The 16,085-nt window shown below is 65.0% G+C and carries 14 protein-coding genes; 6 read left to right on the plus strand and 8 right to left on the minus strand.

Annotated features, from left to right (window positions below):
• Positions 1–4: 4 nt before the first annotated feature.
• Positions 5–1,744: a DEDD exonuclease domain-containing protein gene (locus NQ038_RS09870; protein WP_257062509.1), complete on the minus strand. Its 1,740-nt coding sequence runs from the start codon at positions 1,742–1,744 to the stop codon at positions 5–7.
• A 182-nt stretch (positions 1,745–1,926) separates the two neighbouring features.
• Between NQ038_RS09870 and NQ038_RS09875 the strand changes: the two genes are divergently transcribed.
• Together NQ038_RS09875 and NQ038_RS09880 are read left to right on the plus strand one after the other, a co-directional pair.
• Complete coding sequence (locus tag NQ038_RS09875) at positions 1,927–2,637, plus strand: lysophospholipid acyltransferase family protein (protein WP_257062510.1); 711 nt, start codon at positions 1,927–1,929, stop codon at positions 2,635–2,637.
• Positions 2,638–2,827: 190 nt separating this feature from the next.
• Complete coding sequence (locus tag NQ038_RS09880; protein WP_306427908.1) at positions 2,828–3,397, plus strand: MerR family transcriptional regulator; 570 nt, start codon at positions 2,828–2,830, stop codon at positions 3,395–3,397.
• Between the two features lie 318 nt (positions 3,398–3,715).
• Here the strand turns inward: NQ038_RS09880 and NQ038_RS09885 are convergent, their stop codons facing one another.
• The 6 genes from NQ038_RS09885 to NQ038_RS09910 all read right to left on the minus strand — a co-directional run bounded on the left by NQ038_RS09885 (position 3,716) and on the right by NQ038_RS09910 (position 9,344).
• On the minus strand, positions 3,716–4,117 hold the full coding sequence (locus NQ038_RS09885) for a cytochrome c oxidase subunit 4 (protein WP_257046747.1): 402 nt from the start codon (positions 4,115–4,117) through the stop codon (positions 3,716–3,718).
• Positions 4,114–5,817, minus strand: a complete 1,704-nt coding sequence (ctaD, locus tag NQ038_RS09890) for a cytochrome c oxidase subunit I (protein WP_257046748.1) — start codon at positions 5,815–5,817, stop codon at positions 4,114–4,116. Before ctaD ends, NQ038_RS09885 begins: the two co-directional genes overlap by 4 nt.
• Positions 5,817–6,704 (minus strand): cytochrome c oxidase subunit II, encoded by an 888-nt coding sequence (gene coxB / locus NQ038_RS09895; protein ID WP_257046749.1) that lies wholly within the window; start codon positions 6,702–6,704, stop codon positions 5,817–5,819. Before coxB ends, ctaD begins: the two co-directional genes overlap by 1 nt.
• Positions 6,705–6,858: 154 nt before the next feature.
• Positions 6,859–7,491 carry a leucyl/phenylalanyl-tRNA--protein transferase gene (gene aat / locus NQ038_RS09900; protein WP_257056818.1) on the minus strand — a complete coding sequence of 211 codons (633 nt, stop codon included), beginning with the start codon at positions 7,489–7,491 and terminating at the stop codon, positions 6,859–6,861.
• Between the two features lie 26 nt (positions 7,492–7,517).
• Complete coding sequence (locus tag NQ038_RS09905; RefSeq protein WP_257046751.1) at positions 7,518–7,868, minus strand: iron-sulfur cluster assembly accessory protein; 351 nt, start codon at positions 7,866–7,868, stop codon at positions 7,518–7,520.
• Positions 7,869–7,943: 75 nt separating this feature from the next.
• The gene (locus NQ038_RS09910; RefSeq protein ID WP_257062511.1) at positions 7,944–9,344 is read right to left on the minus strand and encodes a dipeptidase; all 1,401 of its coding nucleotides are present in this window, start codon (positions 9,342–9,344) and stop codon (positions 7,944–7,946) included.
• An 11-nt stretch (positions 9,345–9,355) separates the two neighbouring features.
• On the opposite strand from NQ038_RS09910, the gene NQ038_RS09915 reads away from it, so the two are divergent.
• The gene (locus tag NQ038_RS09915; RefSeq protein ID WP_257046753.1) at positions 9,356–9,985 is read left to right on the plus strand and encodes a DUF3043 domain-containing protein; all 630 of its coding nucleotides are present in this window, start codon (positions 9,356–9,358) and stop codon (positions 9,983–9,985) included.
• Between the two features lie 79 nt (positions 9,986–10,064).
• Here the strand turns inward: NQ038_RS09915 and NQ038_RS09920 are convergent, their stop codons facing one another.
• On the minus strand, positions 10,065–11,165 hold the full coding sequence (locus NQ038_RS09920) for a quinone-dependent dihydroorotate dehydrogenase (protein WP_257062512.1): 1,101 nt from the start codon (positions 11,163–11,165) through the stop codon (positions 10,065–10,067).
• Between the two features lie 77 nt (positions 11,166–11,242).
• On the opposite strand from NQ038_RS09920, the gene NQ038_RS09925 reads away from it, so the two are divergent.
• From NQ038_RS09925 to sucB, 3 genes are all read left to right on the plus strand, one after another.
• Complete coding sequence (locus NQ038_RS09925; RefSeq protein WP_257062514.1) at positions 11,243–12,751, plus strand: leucyl aminopeptidase; 1,509 nt, start codon at positions 11,243–11,245, stop codon at positions 12,749–12,751.
• 136 nt (positions 12,752–12,887) lie between these two features.
• A complete protein-coding gene (gene lpdA, locus NQ038_RS09930) occupies positions 12,888–14,279 on the plus strand; it encodes a dihydrolipoyl dehydrogenase (protein ID WP_257062515.1) in 1,392 nt (463 codons plus the stop codon).
• Between the two features lie 21 nt (positions 14,280–14,300).
• Positions 14,301–16,037 (plus strand): 2-oxoglutarate dehydrogenase, E2 component, dihydrolipoamide succinyltransferase, encoded by a 1,737-nt coding sequence (gene sucB, locus NQ038_RS09935; protein WP_257062516.1) that lies wholly within the window; start codon positions 14,301–14,303, stop codon positions 16,035–16,037.
• Positions 16,038–16,085 lie beyond the last annotated feature (48 nt).

Consider the following 16,085-nt stretch of genomic DNA (forward strand, 5'->3'; position numbering starts at 1 on the left):
CTGTCTACTGGCCCGGGCGCGCGGTGAAGGCCGCCGCCTGGGCCTGGGCGCCCTGCAGTGGACAGGTCCACGAAAGATCGCCCATGATGAATCGGGTTTCGCCGTTACCCAGCCAATCCAGCAACAGGCCAGTCTCCGCGCGCAGGGTCCCCGGCTGTTCGGAAACGTATTCGCCCGTCAGGCGCAGCACCCGGCCCGCCTGTTCCAACTGCTCGAGTCGGTCGACGTGGGCACTACCGGCCAACCGGCCGTACCTGAGGATCGCCACGTCGAATCCGCCGGCTGCCACCGGCTGGGCCGCCAGCACTTCCGGAAGGCCCTCCAATTGCGCCCGGGACTCGTTCCCGGCCGCGGACCGGAGGACGCGTAGCCCCGCATCGCGTGCAGTCGCCGCTGCCTCGTAGCGCTGGTCCCCCGCCAGTTCTGCCAGGCGCACGCGCAACCGGCCGACGAAGTCCGCCGGCCGTCCCCGCCCCAACTCGATCAGATCCGCCAGACCGGCGGTGTAGTCCGCCACATCGAAGTCGCCTGCACACGGCCCAGCACAACCACCGATCTCCCCAGCAGGGCACCCGCGGAAACCAAGGGGCTCCGCCCCACGGGGGACCCTGGTTGTGCAGGTCTTGAGCGGGTAAATCCGTTCCAACAGGTGTTTGACCCCGGCCGCCCCGCGATTGCTCCTGAAGGGCCCCAGTGCCGTCACATCCGGGCCCGGATCCCGTCGGGTCAGTGACAGGCGGGGATAGGCCTCCGCGGTCAGCCTGACCCAGGTGAGTCGGTCCGGATGCTTCGATGCCCGATTGTATGGTGGGGCCAGTTCGCCGATCAGTCGGACCTCGCGCACCTGGGCCTCGATGATCGAATCACACACGATGGTCTGCACCCGAACGGCGGCTGCGATCATCTCCACCATCCGTCCCCGCGTTTCGGAAACGGTGAAGTACTGCTGTACCCGCGCATGCATGTTGCGACTCGTCCCGACATACAGGACCCGATCTGCCGCGTCGACGAACATATAGACACCCGGCCGGGCCGGCACGTCATGGGCCAAATGGCGTTTCTCCGCCCGGCGCCCGGTACCCACTGGCTTGAGCGCTTTCAATTCCTCGAGTGTGTCGATCCCTGCGGCGTGGTACCGGTCGAACAGGTGGTAGAGGATCTCGGCGGTTGCGGCAGCGTCGTCGAGCGCCCTGTGACTCGGCGAGACCTCGGTACCGAAAAAACCCGCCAGGGTCCCCAACTTGTGATTGCGCACCTCGGGACGTGGCACCACCTGTCTGGCCAGTCTGACGGTGTCCAACACAAGCGGCTCCGGCCAGGGATAGTCCAGCTCGCGGCATGCCCGCCGCAAAAAACCGATATCGAAGGGCGCATTGTGGGCGACGAATACGCTGCCGCGGGAGAATTCGAGAAATTCCGGTAGAACCGCGTCCAGGTACGGCGCGTTCTGGACCATCGAATTGGAGATCCCGGTCAGGTTCTGAACGAACGGGCTGATCACGGCCCGACGAGGACGCACGAGCGTCGAGAATTCCTCCTCGACTCGCCTGGCCCGAACGCGTACCGCACCGATCTCCGTGATCTCGTCGCGCGCCCCCAGGGTCCCGGTTGTCTCCAAGTCCACCACGGTGAAGGCGGCATCGGTAAATCGTGTGCCCAGCGACCGGAGATCCAGCTGGCCCGACCGTTTATCCTCCGGGCGCTCGAATGCAGGGGTGAACTGCTTGCGCTGCGAACCACTCATATCCCCCATTGTGCCGCGGGCCCCTGACACAGCCGGCGGCACCGTGACCGTTTCGCGCGGCACCGGCGCACACACCACAACGGCCCCCACCGTTTATAGTGGGTCTGGGCCGCCTTTGCCGGCAGGCCCGATATCGTGATGAGCGCGGTGCCCCGGCGCCGGGGACCCCTGAGAGGTACTGAGTGTTCTACTGGTTGTTGAAGAGGATTCTTGTCGGCCCATTGTTGCGGATACTCTTCCGGCCCTGGGTCCGCGGAGTCGAGAACATCCCCGACTCCGGCCCCGCTATCCTCGCCGGCAACCACCTGTCGTTCATGGATTCGATCTTCACCCCTCTGGTCGCCCCCCGTCCGGTGGTCTACCTGGCCAAACAGGACTATTTCAACGGCCGCGGGATCAAGGGCCGCTTGACCCGCTGGTTCTTCCTGGCGACGAATCAGCTACCCATGGACCGCTCCGGCGGCTCGGCCTCTGAGGCCTCCTTGAACGCGGGATTGAAGGTTCTGGGTTCGGGCAACCTGCTGGGCATCTACCCGGAGGGCACACGCAGCCCGGACGGCAAGCTCTACCGCGGCAGGACCGGTGTCGCCCGCCTGGTCGTCGAAGCCCAGGTCCCCGTCATCCCCGTCGCCATAGTCGGAAGCGACAAGATCCAACCCCAGGGCAGACTCATCCCCCGCCTGCGCCGGGTGGGTATCATCTTCGGCGAACCACTCGACTTCTCCAAGTACACGGAGATGAGCGAGGACCGCTTCCTCCTGCGCTCCATCACCGATGAGATCATGTACGAGATCCTCCGCCTTTCCGGCCAGCAATACGTCGACTCCTACGCCTCCAGCGTCAAGACCCGATTGCTAACCGAATCACGGAACAGGGCCAAAGACTCCCAGTGAGCGCGACACGCCGAATTCTTCCGGCCCAGATCCTTGAGTGCGCCCGGACTTGAGCATAGATTGGTTTCAGTTATCAGCCCCGGGTGCCCCTCGGCGCGCCGGGCGGTACCCGGACCAGATGTGCGAGGGCACCTCACTTCCCGGTGGGTAGTAAGGAGGAGTCGGTGTGAACCGCTCAAGTTTTGATTCGATGGAGCCGAGTCCCGTGCCACGTGCGGCACAGGGTCTGCTCTTCGACGAAGATCTACCCGCCCTCGACGAGCAGGCCGGCTACCGTGGGCCCACTGTGTGCAGAGTCGTGGGCATCACCTATCGGCAACTCGACTATTGGGCCCGTACCGACCTCGTCGCACCCTCCATTCAAGAAGCCGACGGCTCGGGCACGCAGCGTCTCTACGGTTTTCGTGACGTATTGGTGCTCAAGGTAGTCAAACGTCTGGTCGATACCGGTGTTGCACTCAACCAGATCCGCGTGGCCATTAGTCATCTCCGCGAACACGGCATCGAGGAACTCGCCCAGATCACGCTGATGAGTGATGGCGCCAGTGTTTTCGAGTGCACATCCGCAGACGAGGTCATCGACCTCATCCAGGGCGGGCAGGGCGTCTTCGGCATCGCCGTCGGGCGCGTTTGGCGTGAGGTCGAGGGCAAGCTTTCCGAGCTTCCCAGCGAGCGTCCCCTGGACGCTGCAGGCCGGACCACCTCACCGGCGCCCATGGACGAGCTCGCAGCCCGGCGCGCCGCCCGCAGGGCACGCTAGCCGCGGTAACAGGCCACAGGTCAGGACATACTTCCCCGGGAGGGACCGCGAAAGGGGCGGGTGCTCAAACTCAGTTTGAGCACCCGCCCCTTTCGCTATGTCAGAACGTTATATCCGCGTGACCCGAGTCCGTGCGCCCACAGCCCCCGGCACCCGCCACCGCCCGCTGCACGGACCGCCAGTGGCTCACCGAACCCGGTGGGTTACCTCCGAAGCCCATCCACCTTCGCGGCCCGCACGCAGGAAGCCGCTGAATGCACAGCGCCCCGGCCCCTCCACATCATATGGAGGACCGGGGCGCGGGAACCGGGAATCCGATCAGTGAGCGTGCTTGCCGCGATCGTACTCGAAGACCAGACCGACCACACCGACCGAGAGGATCAGTGCACCGAAGGGCACGATCCACCAGCCGACCGCAACACCCATGAAGGTGATGGCGCCGCCGATGGCGACGACCAGCGGCCACCAGCTCCAGGGGCTGTAGAAGCCGTACTCGTAGGCCTCATCGGCGATCTCGCCCTGTTCGTTATCCGAGGCGATATCACCGGTGGTCCTGTGATGCAGGCCCACATAGCCGCCGATCATCAGGCACATCAGACCGACCAGGGCGATCGCGGGAAAGCCCACGAGCTCCTTGAAATCCGTCAGAATGCCGTAGACCAGGGCGACCGGCAGGAAGAAGAAGATCGAAGCGCCGAACAGCCATGCTGTGAACTTCACTTGGTGCTCCTCTCAGGCAGGGAGTAGGCATCCGCCGGGTGCCCCGCCAGCTCCAGTAGCTCCGGGTGGTTCGCGTCGAACGCGGGGCGTTCCGAGCGAATCCGGGGCAGCGAGTTGAAGTTGTGGCGCGGGGGCGGGCAGGAGGTCGCCCATTCGAGCGAGCTGCCGTAGCCCCACGGATCGTCCACGGTGACCTTGGGTGCCTTGCGTGCGGTGATCCAGACGTTCAAGAAGAACGGAATCATCGACAGGCCCAGAATCAGCGAACCAATCGTCGACACCTGGTTGAGAACGGTGAAGCCGTCCTGCGGCAGGTAGTCGGCGTAACGCCGCGGCATACCCATAACACCCAGCCAATGCTGCACCAGGAAGGTCGCGTGGAAGCCGATGAACAGGATCCAGAAATGGATCTTGCCCAGGCGCTCGCTCAGCATCTTGCCGGTCCACTTGGGCCACCAGAAGTAGAAGCCCGCGAACATCGCGAATACGACGGTACCGAAGATCACGTAGTGGAAGTGGGCCACGACGAAGTAGCTGTCGGACATGTGCTGGTCCAGCGCAGGAGAGGCCAGGATGACACCGGTCAGACCGCCGAAGACGAAGCTGACCAGGAAGCCCAACGACCACAGCATCGGGGTCTCGAAGGTGATCGATCCCTTCCACAGGGTGAAGATCCAGTTGAAGATCTTCACACCCGTCGGCACCGCGATCAGCATCGTCATAAAGGCGAAGAACGGCAAGAGCACCGCACCAGTGACGTACATGTGGTGTGCCCACACGGTCACGGACAGGGCCGCAATCGCGATCGTCGCGTAAACCAGCATCTTGTAGCCGAACACGGGCTTACGGGAGAACGCCGGGAAGATCTCGGAAACGATGCCGAAGAACGGCAGGGCGATGACATAGACCTCCGGGTGCCCGAAGAACCAGAACAGGTGCTGGAACAGAATGGGCCCGCCGTTCTCCGGACTGAACACATGCGCACCCAATATTCGGTCGGCTCCCAGCGCCAGAAGGGCTGCGGCCAGGGGCGGGAACGCCATCAGGATCAGGACACCGGTGATCAGGGTGTTCCAGGTGAAGATCGACATCCGGAACATGGTCATACCCGGAGCGCGCAGGGTGATGATCGTGGTGATGAAGTTCACCGCGCCCATGATGGTACCGAAGCCCTGGAAGGCCAGGCCCATCACCCAGAGGTGTCCGCCGATGCCCGGCGTGTACGTCGTGTTACTCAGCGGGGCGTAGGCCGTCCAGCCGAAGCCGGCGGCGCCCTGCGGGGTCAGGAAGCCCGCGCAGGCGATGAGCGAACCGAACAGGTACAGCCAGAAGGCGAAGGCATTCAGTCGCGGGAAGGCGACATCGGGCGCCCCGATCTGCAGCGGCATCAGAACATTGGCGAAGCCGGAGAACAATGGCGTCGCGAACATCAGCAGCATGATCGTGCCGTGCATCGTGAACAGCTGGTTGTACTGTTCCTTGGTCTCGATGATCTGCATGCCCGGTTCGAACAGCTCCAGGCGGATCAGCAGCGCCATCACGCCGCCGATGCAGAAGAACAGGAAGGACGCGATCAGGTACATGTACCCGATGGTCTTGTGGTCAGTGGAGGTGATCCAGCTGACGATCACCTTGCCGAGGCTCTTGGGCTGTTTGGGCCCGGCCGCGACGGTAATCGGTTCATTGGCAACCGCCGTCATTACTTCTCACCCTCCTCGTACGGGTTCTTGTGCCATTCGGTACGGTCCAGGTCGTCGCCGAGCTGGCCCTTGTTACCGGAATCGCGCAGCTGCTTGGTCTGGGCCTTGAACTCCTCCATCGACACGACCTTCACGTTGAAGAGCATCTCCGAGTGGAATTCGCCGCACAGTTCGGCGCACTTACCCATGTACTCGCCCTCTTTGAGGGCCTTGAGGTGCAGGGTATTGGGCTGGCCGGGGATCATGTCCCGCTTCTCCAGGAATGCCGGCACCCAGAACGAGTGGATGACATCGCGGGAGCGCAGCTCGATCTCGAGGTTCGTATTGGCCGGCAGGTACAGCGTGGGAGCGTTCTTACCGGGCTTCTCCGTGCCGTCCAGGTTCGCCTGGACACCGGCGTAGTAAGCGTCCTCCGTGACGTAGTTGAAGTCCCACGCCCACTGCTTGCCGACGACCTCGATCTTCTGTTCGCCGGGGGTCTTGTCCTCAGTCGTCTGGTTCAGCGTGTGAACCGTCTGACCGAAGAATCCGACGACCAAGATGATCGGGACGATCGTGTAGAAGATTTCGATGGGCATGTTGTACCCCATCTGCACCGGCAGGCCACGGTCGTGCTTGCGCCGACGGTAGGCGATGAGGCAGAAGAGCATCAGACCCCAGGTAACGAGGCCGACGAGCAGGGCGGCGATCCAGCCGCCGACCCACAGATGGGTATATGCCTCCGTGTGGTTCGTGGCGCCCACGGAATCGAGGGGCATGAACCCGATTTTGAGTTCCTCCTTGGAACATCCTGAGAGGAGCACAGCGCCGGAGAGCACCCCGACCAGGCCAAGCCGCTTGGCCCAGGTCGCTGCCCTCCCACGTGCTGGCTGATTCGGAGAATCCACGTGCAGCCTTTCACAACTGATTCGGCAGGTTCACCAACCGCGATCGAGGCGAATCCGAGTGGGTTTCGCAGCGGGCGATGAGCCTACGTACCAATAACTACTTTTGTCGTGTCTACCTTACCGCTACACGGGGTAGAAATTCATACCGGGCTGTTCAGTTCTTGAGAAAACCCTGCGAATGAATGCCGCCGAGCAGGGCGGGCAGTCTGCGCTCATATTCGAGCCGGGGGATTTCCGATACACCGAGCGTCGCTAAATGCGGTGTAGACCACTGAGTGTCGATCAGCCACGGCCGTCCCGACGCCACCCCGTCGAGCAGCTCGACCAGGTGAACCAGGGCCACCTTCGAGGCGTCCGTCGCCCGATGAAACATCGACTCCCCCGCGAACAAGGAGCCCAGAGCCAGGCCGTATAGTCCTCCGACCAGCCGCTGGTCCTCCCACACCTCGATCGAATGTGCGATGCCCTTGGAGTGGAGGCTCGAGTAGATCGCGATGATCTCCTCGTCGATCCATGCGCCTTCGCGCCGCGGGTCGGCACATCCTCGGATGACTCCGTCGAAATCCAGGTCGCAGCTCCACGAGAAACGCCGAACTGATTTCCGCAAACTTTTTGTAATCTTTAGACGTCCTGGTTCCAAGACCCCGCGCATATGTGGAGACCACCAGCCATAGGGCGCCGCTCCCCTCTCGCCAAGGCCCATCGGGAACATCCCCGTCCGATAAGCACGAAGGACCTGGGGGATGGTCAACGCCGGCGTAACCGCGCTGACCTCCCCCAGGTCCATGTATTCGCCTCCCGAGTCCGTGGGGCTCAGTGGAACGAATCGCCACAGGCGCAGGAGCCCTGGGCATTCGGGTTGTCGATCGTGAAGCCCTGCTTCTCGATGGTGTCGGCGAAGTCGATGGTCGAACCGTTGAGGTACGGAACGCTCATCTTGTCCACGACGACCTCGACCCCGTCGAAGTCGCGTACCGCATCCCCGTCGAGCAGTCGCTCGTCGAAGTACAGCTGATAGATCAATCCGGAGCAGCCACCGGGCTGCACCGCGACGCGCAGCCGCAGATCCGTTCGCCCTTCCTGCTCCAGCAGGCTGCGGACTTTGCCCGCGGCGGGCGCCGACAGCTCGACTTCGTGGGTCGGCATTTCAGTCGTGACGGTCATAATTCTCCTTAGCAGACTCTCAGCGATGCCCCGCTGCTGGGACGAGCATATACCGTAACCGACGGCGTTTCCCCGTTATTCCCCCTCGGCTCGGCCCCGCGCGAGTTTGTCCAGCAACAGAGCCTCGGAGACGATTGCATTGCGCAGATCGGGAAGATACTGCGACTCGTTGGCACTGTGCGCCCGCGAATCGGGGTCCTCGACTCCGGTGACCAGGATCGAGGCCGAGGGGAATACCTCGAGCAGATCCGCGATGAACGGAATGGACCCGCCCAGGCCCATGGCGACACTGGGGTGTCCGAAGCCCTCACTGAGCGCGGCATGGGCCGTTTCAACCACGGGGTCGTGCGGATCGGCACTCCACGGGCTGCCCGCCTCCGCCGCCCCGAATTCCACCTGTGCGCCGAAGGACACATTGGCGCGCAAGTGTTCTTTGAGAGCCGCCAGAGCCGCCTGAGGATCCTGCCCGGGCGCCAGACGCATCGACACCTTGGCCCTGGCAGCCGGCTGCAGGGTGTTCGACGAGTGGTCGACGCTGGGCAGGTCGACACCGATCACCGTCAGGCTGGGCTGATTCCACACCCGGCTGGACAATGGACCGTGGCCGATGAACTCGGATGTGGGCAGAATTCCCGAATCCGCGCGCAGCACGTCCTCTGCGTATTCCACTCCCCCGGTGGTGTTCGACACCAGACCGGCGACAGCGACCGAGCCGTCCGCCGTGTGCAAGGATGCCAGCAGTCGGGTCAGTGCGAGGCCGGCGTCTGGCACCAGGCCACCGTACATTCCCGAATGCACGGCATGGTCCAGCGTGCGCACGGTGAATTCCAGGGCGACCATCCCACGCAGGCTCGCCGTCAGCGCGGGCTCGCCGGGAGCCCAGTTGCCGGAGTCGGCGACGACGATCACATCGCCGGCCAGCCTGTCACGATAGCGGTGGATGAAGTCGGAGAAACTCGGGGACCCGGCTTCCTCCTCGCCCTCGATGAACATCGTGACGCCGACGCCCAACCGGTCACCCAGCAGTTCGAGCGCTGTCAGATGAACCATGACACCGGCTTTGTCATCCGAAGCGCCTCGACCGAACACGCGGTCCCCGCGCTGGGTCAGTTCGAACGGTGGGGTGTCCCAGAGGGATTCGTCACCGACCGGCTGCACGTCGTGGTGGCCGTAGAGCACGATCGTCGGTCTTCCCGCCGGAGCGGGCTTGCGCGCGATGACGGCGGGATAGCCCTCGGTGCCGTCGGGACGCGCCGCGGTCAGCACCTCGACCGTCTCGAATCCGACCCTGCGCGCGAAGTCGGCCACCTGCTCCGCACTGCGACGCAATTCCTGCGCCGGATAGCTGGGCCAGGCAATCGAGGGGATGGCGACCAGGGTGCGCCACCGCTCGATCACCTCGGGCATGAGTCGCCCCAGTTCGGTGTGGAGTGTGTCCGCGGTCAGTTCAGGGGACGTGAAATCGCTGTGTGTCATAGTCCGATACTATGGGCATCGTGTTCGGACGCAATAAGAAGAGTCAAGACGAAGTCCCCGGCGTGACCGCCGGACCTGCCGCAACGCCGGCGCAGGACGCTCCACAGGGGAACCCCGCGGAGCAGAAGAAGAACCGCCCCACGCCCAAGCGCAGCCAGCAGCAGGCGGCCAACCGCCGTCCCCTGGTGCCAGAGGACCGCAAGGCCGCGGACAAGGCGTCGAAGGAGGAGATGCGCAAGCAGCGCGAGGATGCCCGCCTCGGCCTGATGAACGGAGACGAACGCTACCTCACGGCCCGCGATGCGGGCCCACAGCGCCGCTACGTCCGTGATTTCATCGACGCGCGGTACTCGATCGGCGAGCTGCTGATCCCGGTGGCCGTGGTGGTCCTCATCATCGGCTTCCTGACCAACCAGACGGTCCAGGTCTACGCGACGATCGTCGTCTATGCGCTTTTCGCCCTGTTGATCCTCGACTCGTTCGTCCTGAACTATCAACTCAAGGGCCGGATGGCCGTCAAGTTCGGTGGCAAGGACAAGATCCAGCGCGGCACCACCTGGTACGCGGTGATGCGCGCCATTCAGCTGCGCCCCCTGCGCATGCCCAAGCCGCAGGTCAAACGTCGCCAGTACCCGGAGTAATAGCCGGAGTCGTCCCGGCCGGTAGAGGCCGTCATGAAGGGCCGGTTCCGATTCTTCGGAACCGGCCCCCTCGTTCTCCTCAGGCCCGTGAGCGGGCCAACCCGCGCACCAGCCGTCCCGGCCACCACGGACCCTCGTAGATCAGACCGGTATAGCCCTGCACCAGATCGGCGCCGGCACCCAGCCGGGCCCGTGCGTCAGCAGGCGATGTCACTCCGCCGACGCTGATGATGGTCAGTGCGCTTCCAACCGTCCGGCGCACCAGACGCAGCACCTCGAAGGAGCGTTCGGCGACCGGCGGACCGGAGATGCCGCCGGCCTGTGACTGCGCGAACTCGCGATCAGCACCATCAACCACATCGCGATCGATGGTCGTATTCGTGCAGATGATTCCGTCGACGCCGGCGGCCACGCACATCCGAGCGACATCTTCGACGTCCTCATCGCCCAGGTCGGGTGCGATCTTCACCACGAGCGGCACATGGCCGAGGGTCGAGCGCGGCTCCCGTACGACCGCCTCGGCCTCTTCCTGCACCGCCGTGATGATCGGCCGCAGGGATTCGACGGCCTGCAGGTCGCGCAGCCCCGGAGTATTCGGGGAGGAGACGTTGATGACAAGGTAGTCGGCCAGGGGCGCGAGCACCCTGGTGCTGGCACGGTAGTCGGCAACGGCCTCGGCGGCCGGGACCACCTTCGTCTTGCCGATGTTGACTCCGATCACCGGCCGCTTTCCCTGTGGCAGTTCCGCCAACAGTTCCCGCTGTTCGCGCAGCCAACCGGCCACGGCCACGGCCCCGGCGTTGTTGAACCCCATCCTGTTGAGGATCGCGTGTTTGGACAGCAGTCGGAACAGGCGCGGACGCGGATTGCCCGGTTGCCCTTCGGCGGTGATGGTCCCCACTTCGACATGGCCGAAGCCCATCCGGGAGATGGCCCGCACGCCGGTTGCCTCTTTGTCGAAGCCCGCGGCCAGGCCCACCCGATTGGGGAAGTCCAGCCCCATGACGGTGGCGCGGGAGCCGGGATGGGCCCGGTTGCCGAAGGCCAGGTCCATGAGACGACCACCGCAGGGCGCCGCGTCGATCGCTTTGAGGGCGGAGAAGCTCAGATGATGAATCCGCTCAGCATCGATGTGTCTGAGGACGGCATTGTAGATAAGGCGATACACGCGCTTCAGCATATCGGCCTCCGCTCCGATCCGGCGCAGGAGACCCACGATACGATGTCCGGGAACCACTGCCCTAGGAAAGGACCGTCATGGCCAACGCCCTCCGCGCGCTCACGCCCAACACCACAAGACCACAGGACGTCCCCGCCGACGTTCTGGTCGTCGGATTCACCGAATCGGGGCCCGAGGGTTCGGGAACCCGCCTCGAGGCAAGCCAGCTCCTGGCCCTGGCCGACGCGGCACAGGCAGTGGGCTTCACCGGGTCCAGCATGGCCACCGTCATGCTGCCCGCGCCGGCCGGTTTCAAGGCCCGCGCCGTACTGCTGGTGGGGCTGGGTGACTTCACCGCCGATCTGCTCGAGGACGCCGAGACCTCCGAAGCCGCGCACGAGGCGCTGCGGCGGGCCGCCGGTACTGCCCTGCGCACGGTCGAGCGGCGACATTCCGTGGCCCTGGCCCTGCCGACCACCGACGATTCCGCTGCCGAGGCGGTGGCCACCGGAGCGCTGCTGGGCGCCTACACCTATGACTCCTACAAATCCGCCTCCACCACCGAACCCGGTGCGCTCACCATGTTGACGGTCGAGGATCACGGCGCTGCCGTCCGCAATGCCGGACTCATCGCCCAGGCCGTCAACCGCACCCGCGATCTGGTCAACCAGCCGCCCGCCGATCTGTACCCGGAGTCCATGGCCCAGGAATTCGCGACGCAGGCCAAAGAACGACGCCTCAAGGTCACGGTGATCGACGACAAGGCTCTACGCGAACGCGGCTTCGGCGGACTGACCGGAGTGGGTCAGGGGTCCCCGCGCGGACCCCGCCTGGTCAAGCTCGAGTACTCCCCCAAGAAGGCACTCAAGCACATGGCCCTGGTGGGCAAGGGCATCACCTTCGATTCCGGCGGACTGTCACTCAAGCCGCCGGCTTCGATGGAGGAGATGAAGTCGGATATGGCCGGCGCCGCCGCCGTCGGTCAGGCCCTGTTCGCAATCGCCGATCTCCAGCTACCGGTCCGAGTCACCGCTTGGTTGGCACTGGCCGAGAACATGCCGGGCGGGTCCGCCCAGCGCCCGTCTGATGTCCTCAAGATGTACGGCGGGACCACCGTCGAGGTGACGAACACCGATGCCGAGGGACGCCTGGTCCTCGCCGACGGCCTGGTGGCCGCGCAGGAGGAGGATCCGGATCTGGTCATCGACGTCGCAACCCTCACCGGCGCCCAGATCGTCGCCCTCGGAGAACGCACCTCCGGCGTGATGGGAACCACGGGTGCACGCAACCGTGTCGTCCTGGCCGGCCAGGCAGCCGGCGAACCCGTCTGGCCCATGCCACTGCCCGAGGAACTGCGCAGGGGCCTCGACTCCCACACCGCCGACCTCAAGAACGCCGGACCACGCCCCGGGGGCATGCTCCTGGCCGGCGTCTTCCTCGGGGAATTCGTCACATCCGAGCAGGCCTGGGCGCACATCGATGTGGCCGGTCCCGCCTTCAACGGCCACGGCGCCTGGGGATACACCCCCAAGGAGGGCACCGGTGTGCCCGTCCGCACACTGATCGAAGTGGCTCGTGGATTGAGTACGACGGACGCAGAAGAATAACATTGGAACGTAACCATTCCTCCGATCTCACGCGCGGAACACGGCGCCCGGGTCCCACCGGTGCGGCGATGAATGGAACACTAGTGACAAACCGCGCTTGGCGGTCCGAAGTCAACTCTTATAAGAGGAGAAATTCGTGAGCGATTCCGACAACACCTACGATCTCGTCATCTTGGGTGGTGGCACGGGCGGATACGCGACAGCACTGCGTGCTGCCCAGCTGGATATGAAGGTCGCACTGATCGAACGCGACAAGGTGGGCGGTACATGCCTGCACCGTGGCTGCGTTCCGACCAAGGCCCTGTTGCACGCGGCCGAGGTCGCAGACACCGTCCGTGACGCCGCGGCCTTCGGCATCCAGGCCGATCTGGGCGGCATCGACATGGACGGTGTCCTGAAGTTCAAACAGGGCATCATCGACGGCAATTACAAGGGCCTGTCCGGCCTGGTGAAGGTCGCCGGCATCGACACCATCTCCGGTGAGGGCAAGCTCGTGTCGCAGGACACCGTGCGGGTGACCACCGATGACGGCGTGATCGACGTCAAGGGCGCGAATATCGTCCTGGCCACCGGCTCGACCTCCAAGACCCTGGGCATCGAGATCCGCGACCGCGTGCTCACCAGCACCGAGGCGCTCAAGTTCAACCGCGTGCCCAAGTCGGCCATCGTCCTCGGCGGCGGCGTGATCGGCATCGAGTTCGCCAGCATCTGGAGCTCCTTCGGCGCGGATGTGACCATCGTCGAGGGCCTGCCCCATCTGGCGGCCAATGAGGACGAGGACATCTCCAAGGCCCTCGAACGTGCATTCAAGAAGCGCAAGATCAACTTCAAGACCGGAGTATTCTTCGACGGTGTCGAGCAGGACGCGGACGGAGTGCACGTAACGCTGGCCGACGGCACCAGCCTCGAGGCCGAGGTGCTGCTGGTAGCCGTGGGCCGCGGTCCCGTGACCGCGGGGTTCGGCTTCGAAGAGCAGGGCATCACCATGGACCGCGGTTTCGTCATCACGAACGACCGGTTCCACACCGGTGTGGGCAACATCTGGGCCGTCGGCGACATCGTCCCCGGCCTGCAGCTGGCACACCGTTCCTTCGCCCAGGGCATGTTCGTCGCCGAGGAGATCGCCGGCCTCAACCCGGTGGTACCCGTGGAATCCGGCATCCCGCGCGTGACCTACACCGATCCGGAGATCTTCTCCGTCGGCCTGACCGAGAAGAAGGCCAAGGAGGAGTACGGCGCGGACAACATCGAATCCGTGAAGTTCCCGCTGGGCGGCAATGCCAAGTCCGCGATTCTGAAGACCACGGGCTTCATCAAGGCGATCCGCGTCAAGAACGGCCCCGTCGTTGGCGTCACCGGGATCGGCGCGCGCCTCAGCGAGCAGGCCGGCGAGGCACAGCTCGTCGTGAACTGGGAGGCCTACCCCGAAGAGGTAGCGCAGCTCATCCACGCGCATCCGACGCAGAACGAAGCACTGGGCGAGGCCTTCCTGGCCCTGGCCGGTAAGCCGCTCCACTTCCACAACTGACCCACGAGGGAGACGTAAACCATGTCAAATACCGTACAGATGCCGGCCCTCGGTGAGTCGGTCACCGAAGGTACCGTGACCCGCTGGCTGAAGGAGGTCGGCGAACACGTCGACGTCGACGAGCCGCTGCTCGAGGTCTCGACGGACAAGGTCGATACCGAGATTCCCAGCCCGTACGCCGGCGTCGTCGAGAAGATCCTGGCCGATGAGGACGACGAAGTCGAGATCGGCGGCGACCTGGCGGTCATCGGCGATGGCACCGGCGCCTCAGAGGCACCCGCCGCCGCTGCACCGCAGGCCGCCGAGCCGGAACCCGAACCTGCTCCGGAACCCGAACCGGCCCCGGCCGCCGCGGAATCCGCAGCACCGACCGCATCCGGTGATTCCGGCGACTCCGAGACCGTCGTGATGCCCGCGCTGGGCGAGTCGGTCACCGAGGGCACCGTGACCCGCTGGCTCAAGGAGGTCGGCGAACACGTCGACGTCGACGAGCCGCTGCTCGAGGTCTCGACGGACAAAGTCGATACCGAGATTCCCAGCCCCGTCGCCGGAACAGTGCTCCAGCACCTGGCCGAAGAGGATGACGAAGTCGAGGTCGGCGGAGCGCTGGCCCTCGTCGGCTCCGGTGCCCCGGCTGCAGCGCCCGCTGCACCGGCACCCGAGCCTGAGCCCGAACCGGCACCGGCACCGGCACCCGAGCCTGAGCCCGAACCACAGGCCGCCGCAGAGCCGACGCCGGCACCGGAGCCCGCTCCGGCACCCGCCGCCGCACCCGCGCCCTCGATTGCACAGACCGTGGCCAGCTCGGATGTCTCCGCCTACGTCACCCCTCTGGTCCGCAAGCTGGCCAAGGAGAAGGGCGTCGACCTGTCGACCGTGTCGGGTACCGGAGTCGGTGGACGTATCCGCAAGCAGGACGTGCTTGCTGTGGCCCAAGCGGCCCAGTCGGTCGCCGGGGCGCCCGCCGCCGCGCCGGTTGCAACCGGTGCACCGCGGGCACCCTTCCAGCTGGAGATCCCGGAGGAGGCCAAGAAGCTGCGCGGCACCACGCAGAAGGCCTCGCGGATCCGGCAGACGATCGCCAAGCGCATGCGCGAGTCGCTGCAGACCACGGCGCAGCTCACTCAGGTAACCGAGGTCGACATGACCAAGGTCTCCAAGCTGCGGGCGGCCCACAAGGCACAGTTCCAGGCCAAGCACGGCGTGAAGCTGACCTACCTGCCGTTCTTCGCCAAGGCCGTCGCCGAGGCACTGCAGATCCACCCGGCGGTCAACGCCCAGTACGATGTCGCCTCGAAGCAGATCACCTACTTCGACCACGAGGACATCGGCTTCGCCGTGGATACCCCGCGCGGTCTGGTGGTGCCGATCGTGAAGAACGCCGGCGGTCTGTCCGTCGCCGAAATCGCCAAGGCCATCGACGATGTCGCCTCCCGCACCCGCGACAACAAGATCGGTCCCGATGAACTGACCGGTGGCACCTTCACCATCACGAACATCGGCAGCTTCGGCGCGCAGTTCGACACGCCGATCATCAATTCGCCGCAGGTGGGCATCCTGGGCACCGGCACCATCACCAAGCGTCCGGTGGCGGTCAAGGGCGCCGACGGCGAGTACACGATCGCCTTGCGCGATATGGTCTACCTGCCGTTGACGTACAACCACGAGTTGGTTGACGGCGCAGACGCCGGTCGCTTCCTCAAGACGGTCAAGGATCGTCTGGAGGACGGCAACTTCGAGGCCGATCTGGACCTCTGAGCACTCCACGACCCCGTGTGAAGCGGCGGGGGGGGGGGGGGGGTGGGG

Origin of the sequence: Brevibacterium sp. 50QC2O2, assembly GCF_024580675.1 — a bacterium.
Lineage (GTDB): Bacteria > Actinomycetota > Actinomycetes > Actinomycetales > Brevibacteriaceae > Brevibacterium > Brevibacterium moorei.

Coding starts and splice junctions, on each gene's coding strand:
- NQ038_RS09925 (WP_257062514.1), top strand. CDS start 11,243: ATGGCCAACGCCCTCCGCGCGCTCACGCCCAACACCACAAGACCACAG.
- NQ038_RS09905 (WP_257046751.1), bottom strand. CDS start 7,868: ATGACCGTCACGACTGAAATGCCGACCCACGAAGTCGAGCTGTCGGCG.
- ctaD (WP_257046748.1), bottom strand. CDS start 5,817: ATGACGGCGGTTGCCAATGAACCGATTACCGTCGCGGCCGGGCCCAAA.
- NQ038_RS09920 (WP_257062512.1), bottom strand. CDS start 11,165: ATGCTGAAGCGCGTGTATCGCCTTATCTACAATGCCGTCCTCAGACAC.
- NQ038_RS09870 (WP_257062509.1), bottom strand. CDS start 1,744: ATGAGTGGTTCGCAGCGCAAGCAGTTCACCCCTGCATTCGAGCGCCCG.
- NQ038_RS09910 (WP_257062511.1), bottom strand. CDS start 9,344: ATGACACACAGCGATTTCACGTCCCCTGAACTGACCGCGGACACACTC.
- aat (WP_257056818.1), bottom strand. CDS start 7,491: ATGGACCTGGGGGAGGTCAGCGCGGTTACGCCGGCGTTGACCATCCCC.
- NQ038_RS09915 (WP_257046753.1), top strand. CDS start 9,356: ATGGGCATCGTGTTCGGACGCAATAAGAAGAGTCAAGACGAAGTCCCC.
- NQ038_RS09880 (WP_306427908.1), top strand. CDS start 2,828: ATGGAGCCGAGTCCCGTGCCACGTGCGGCACAGGGTCTGCTCTTCGAC.
- sucB (WP_257062516.1), top strand. CDS start 14,301: ATGTCAAATACCGTACAGATGCCGGCCCTCGGTGAGTCGGTCACCGAA.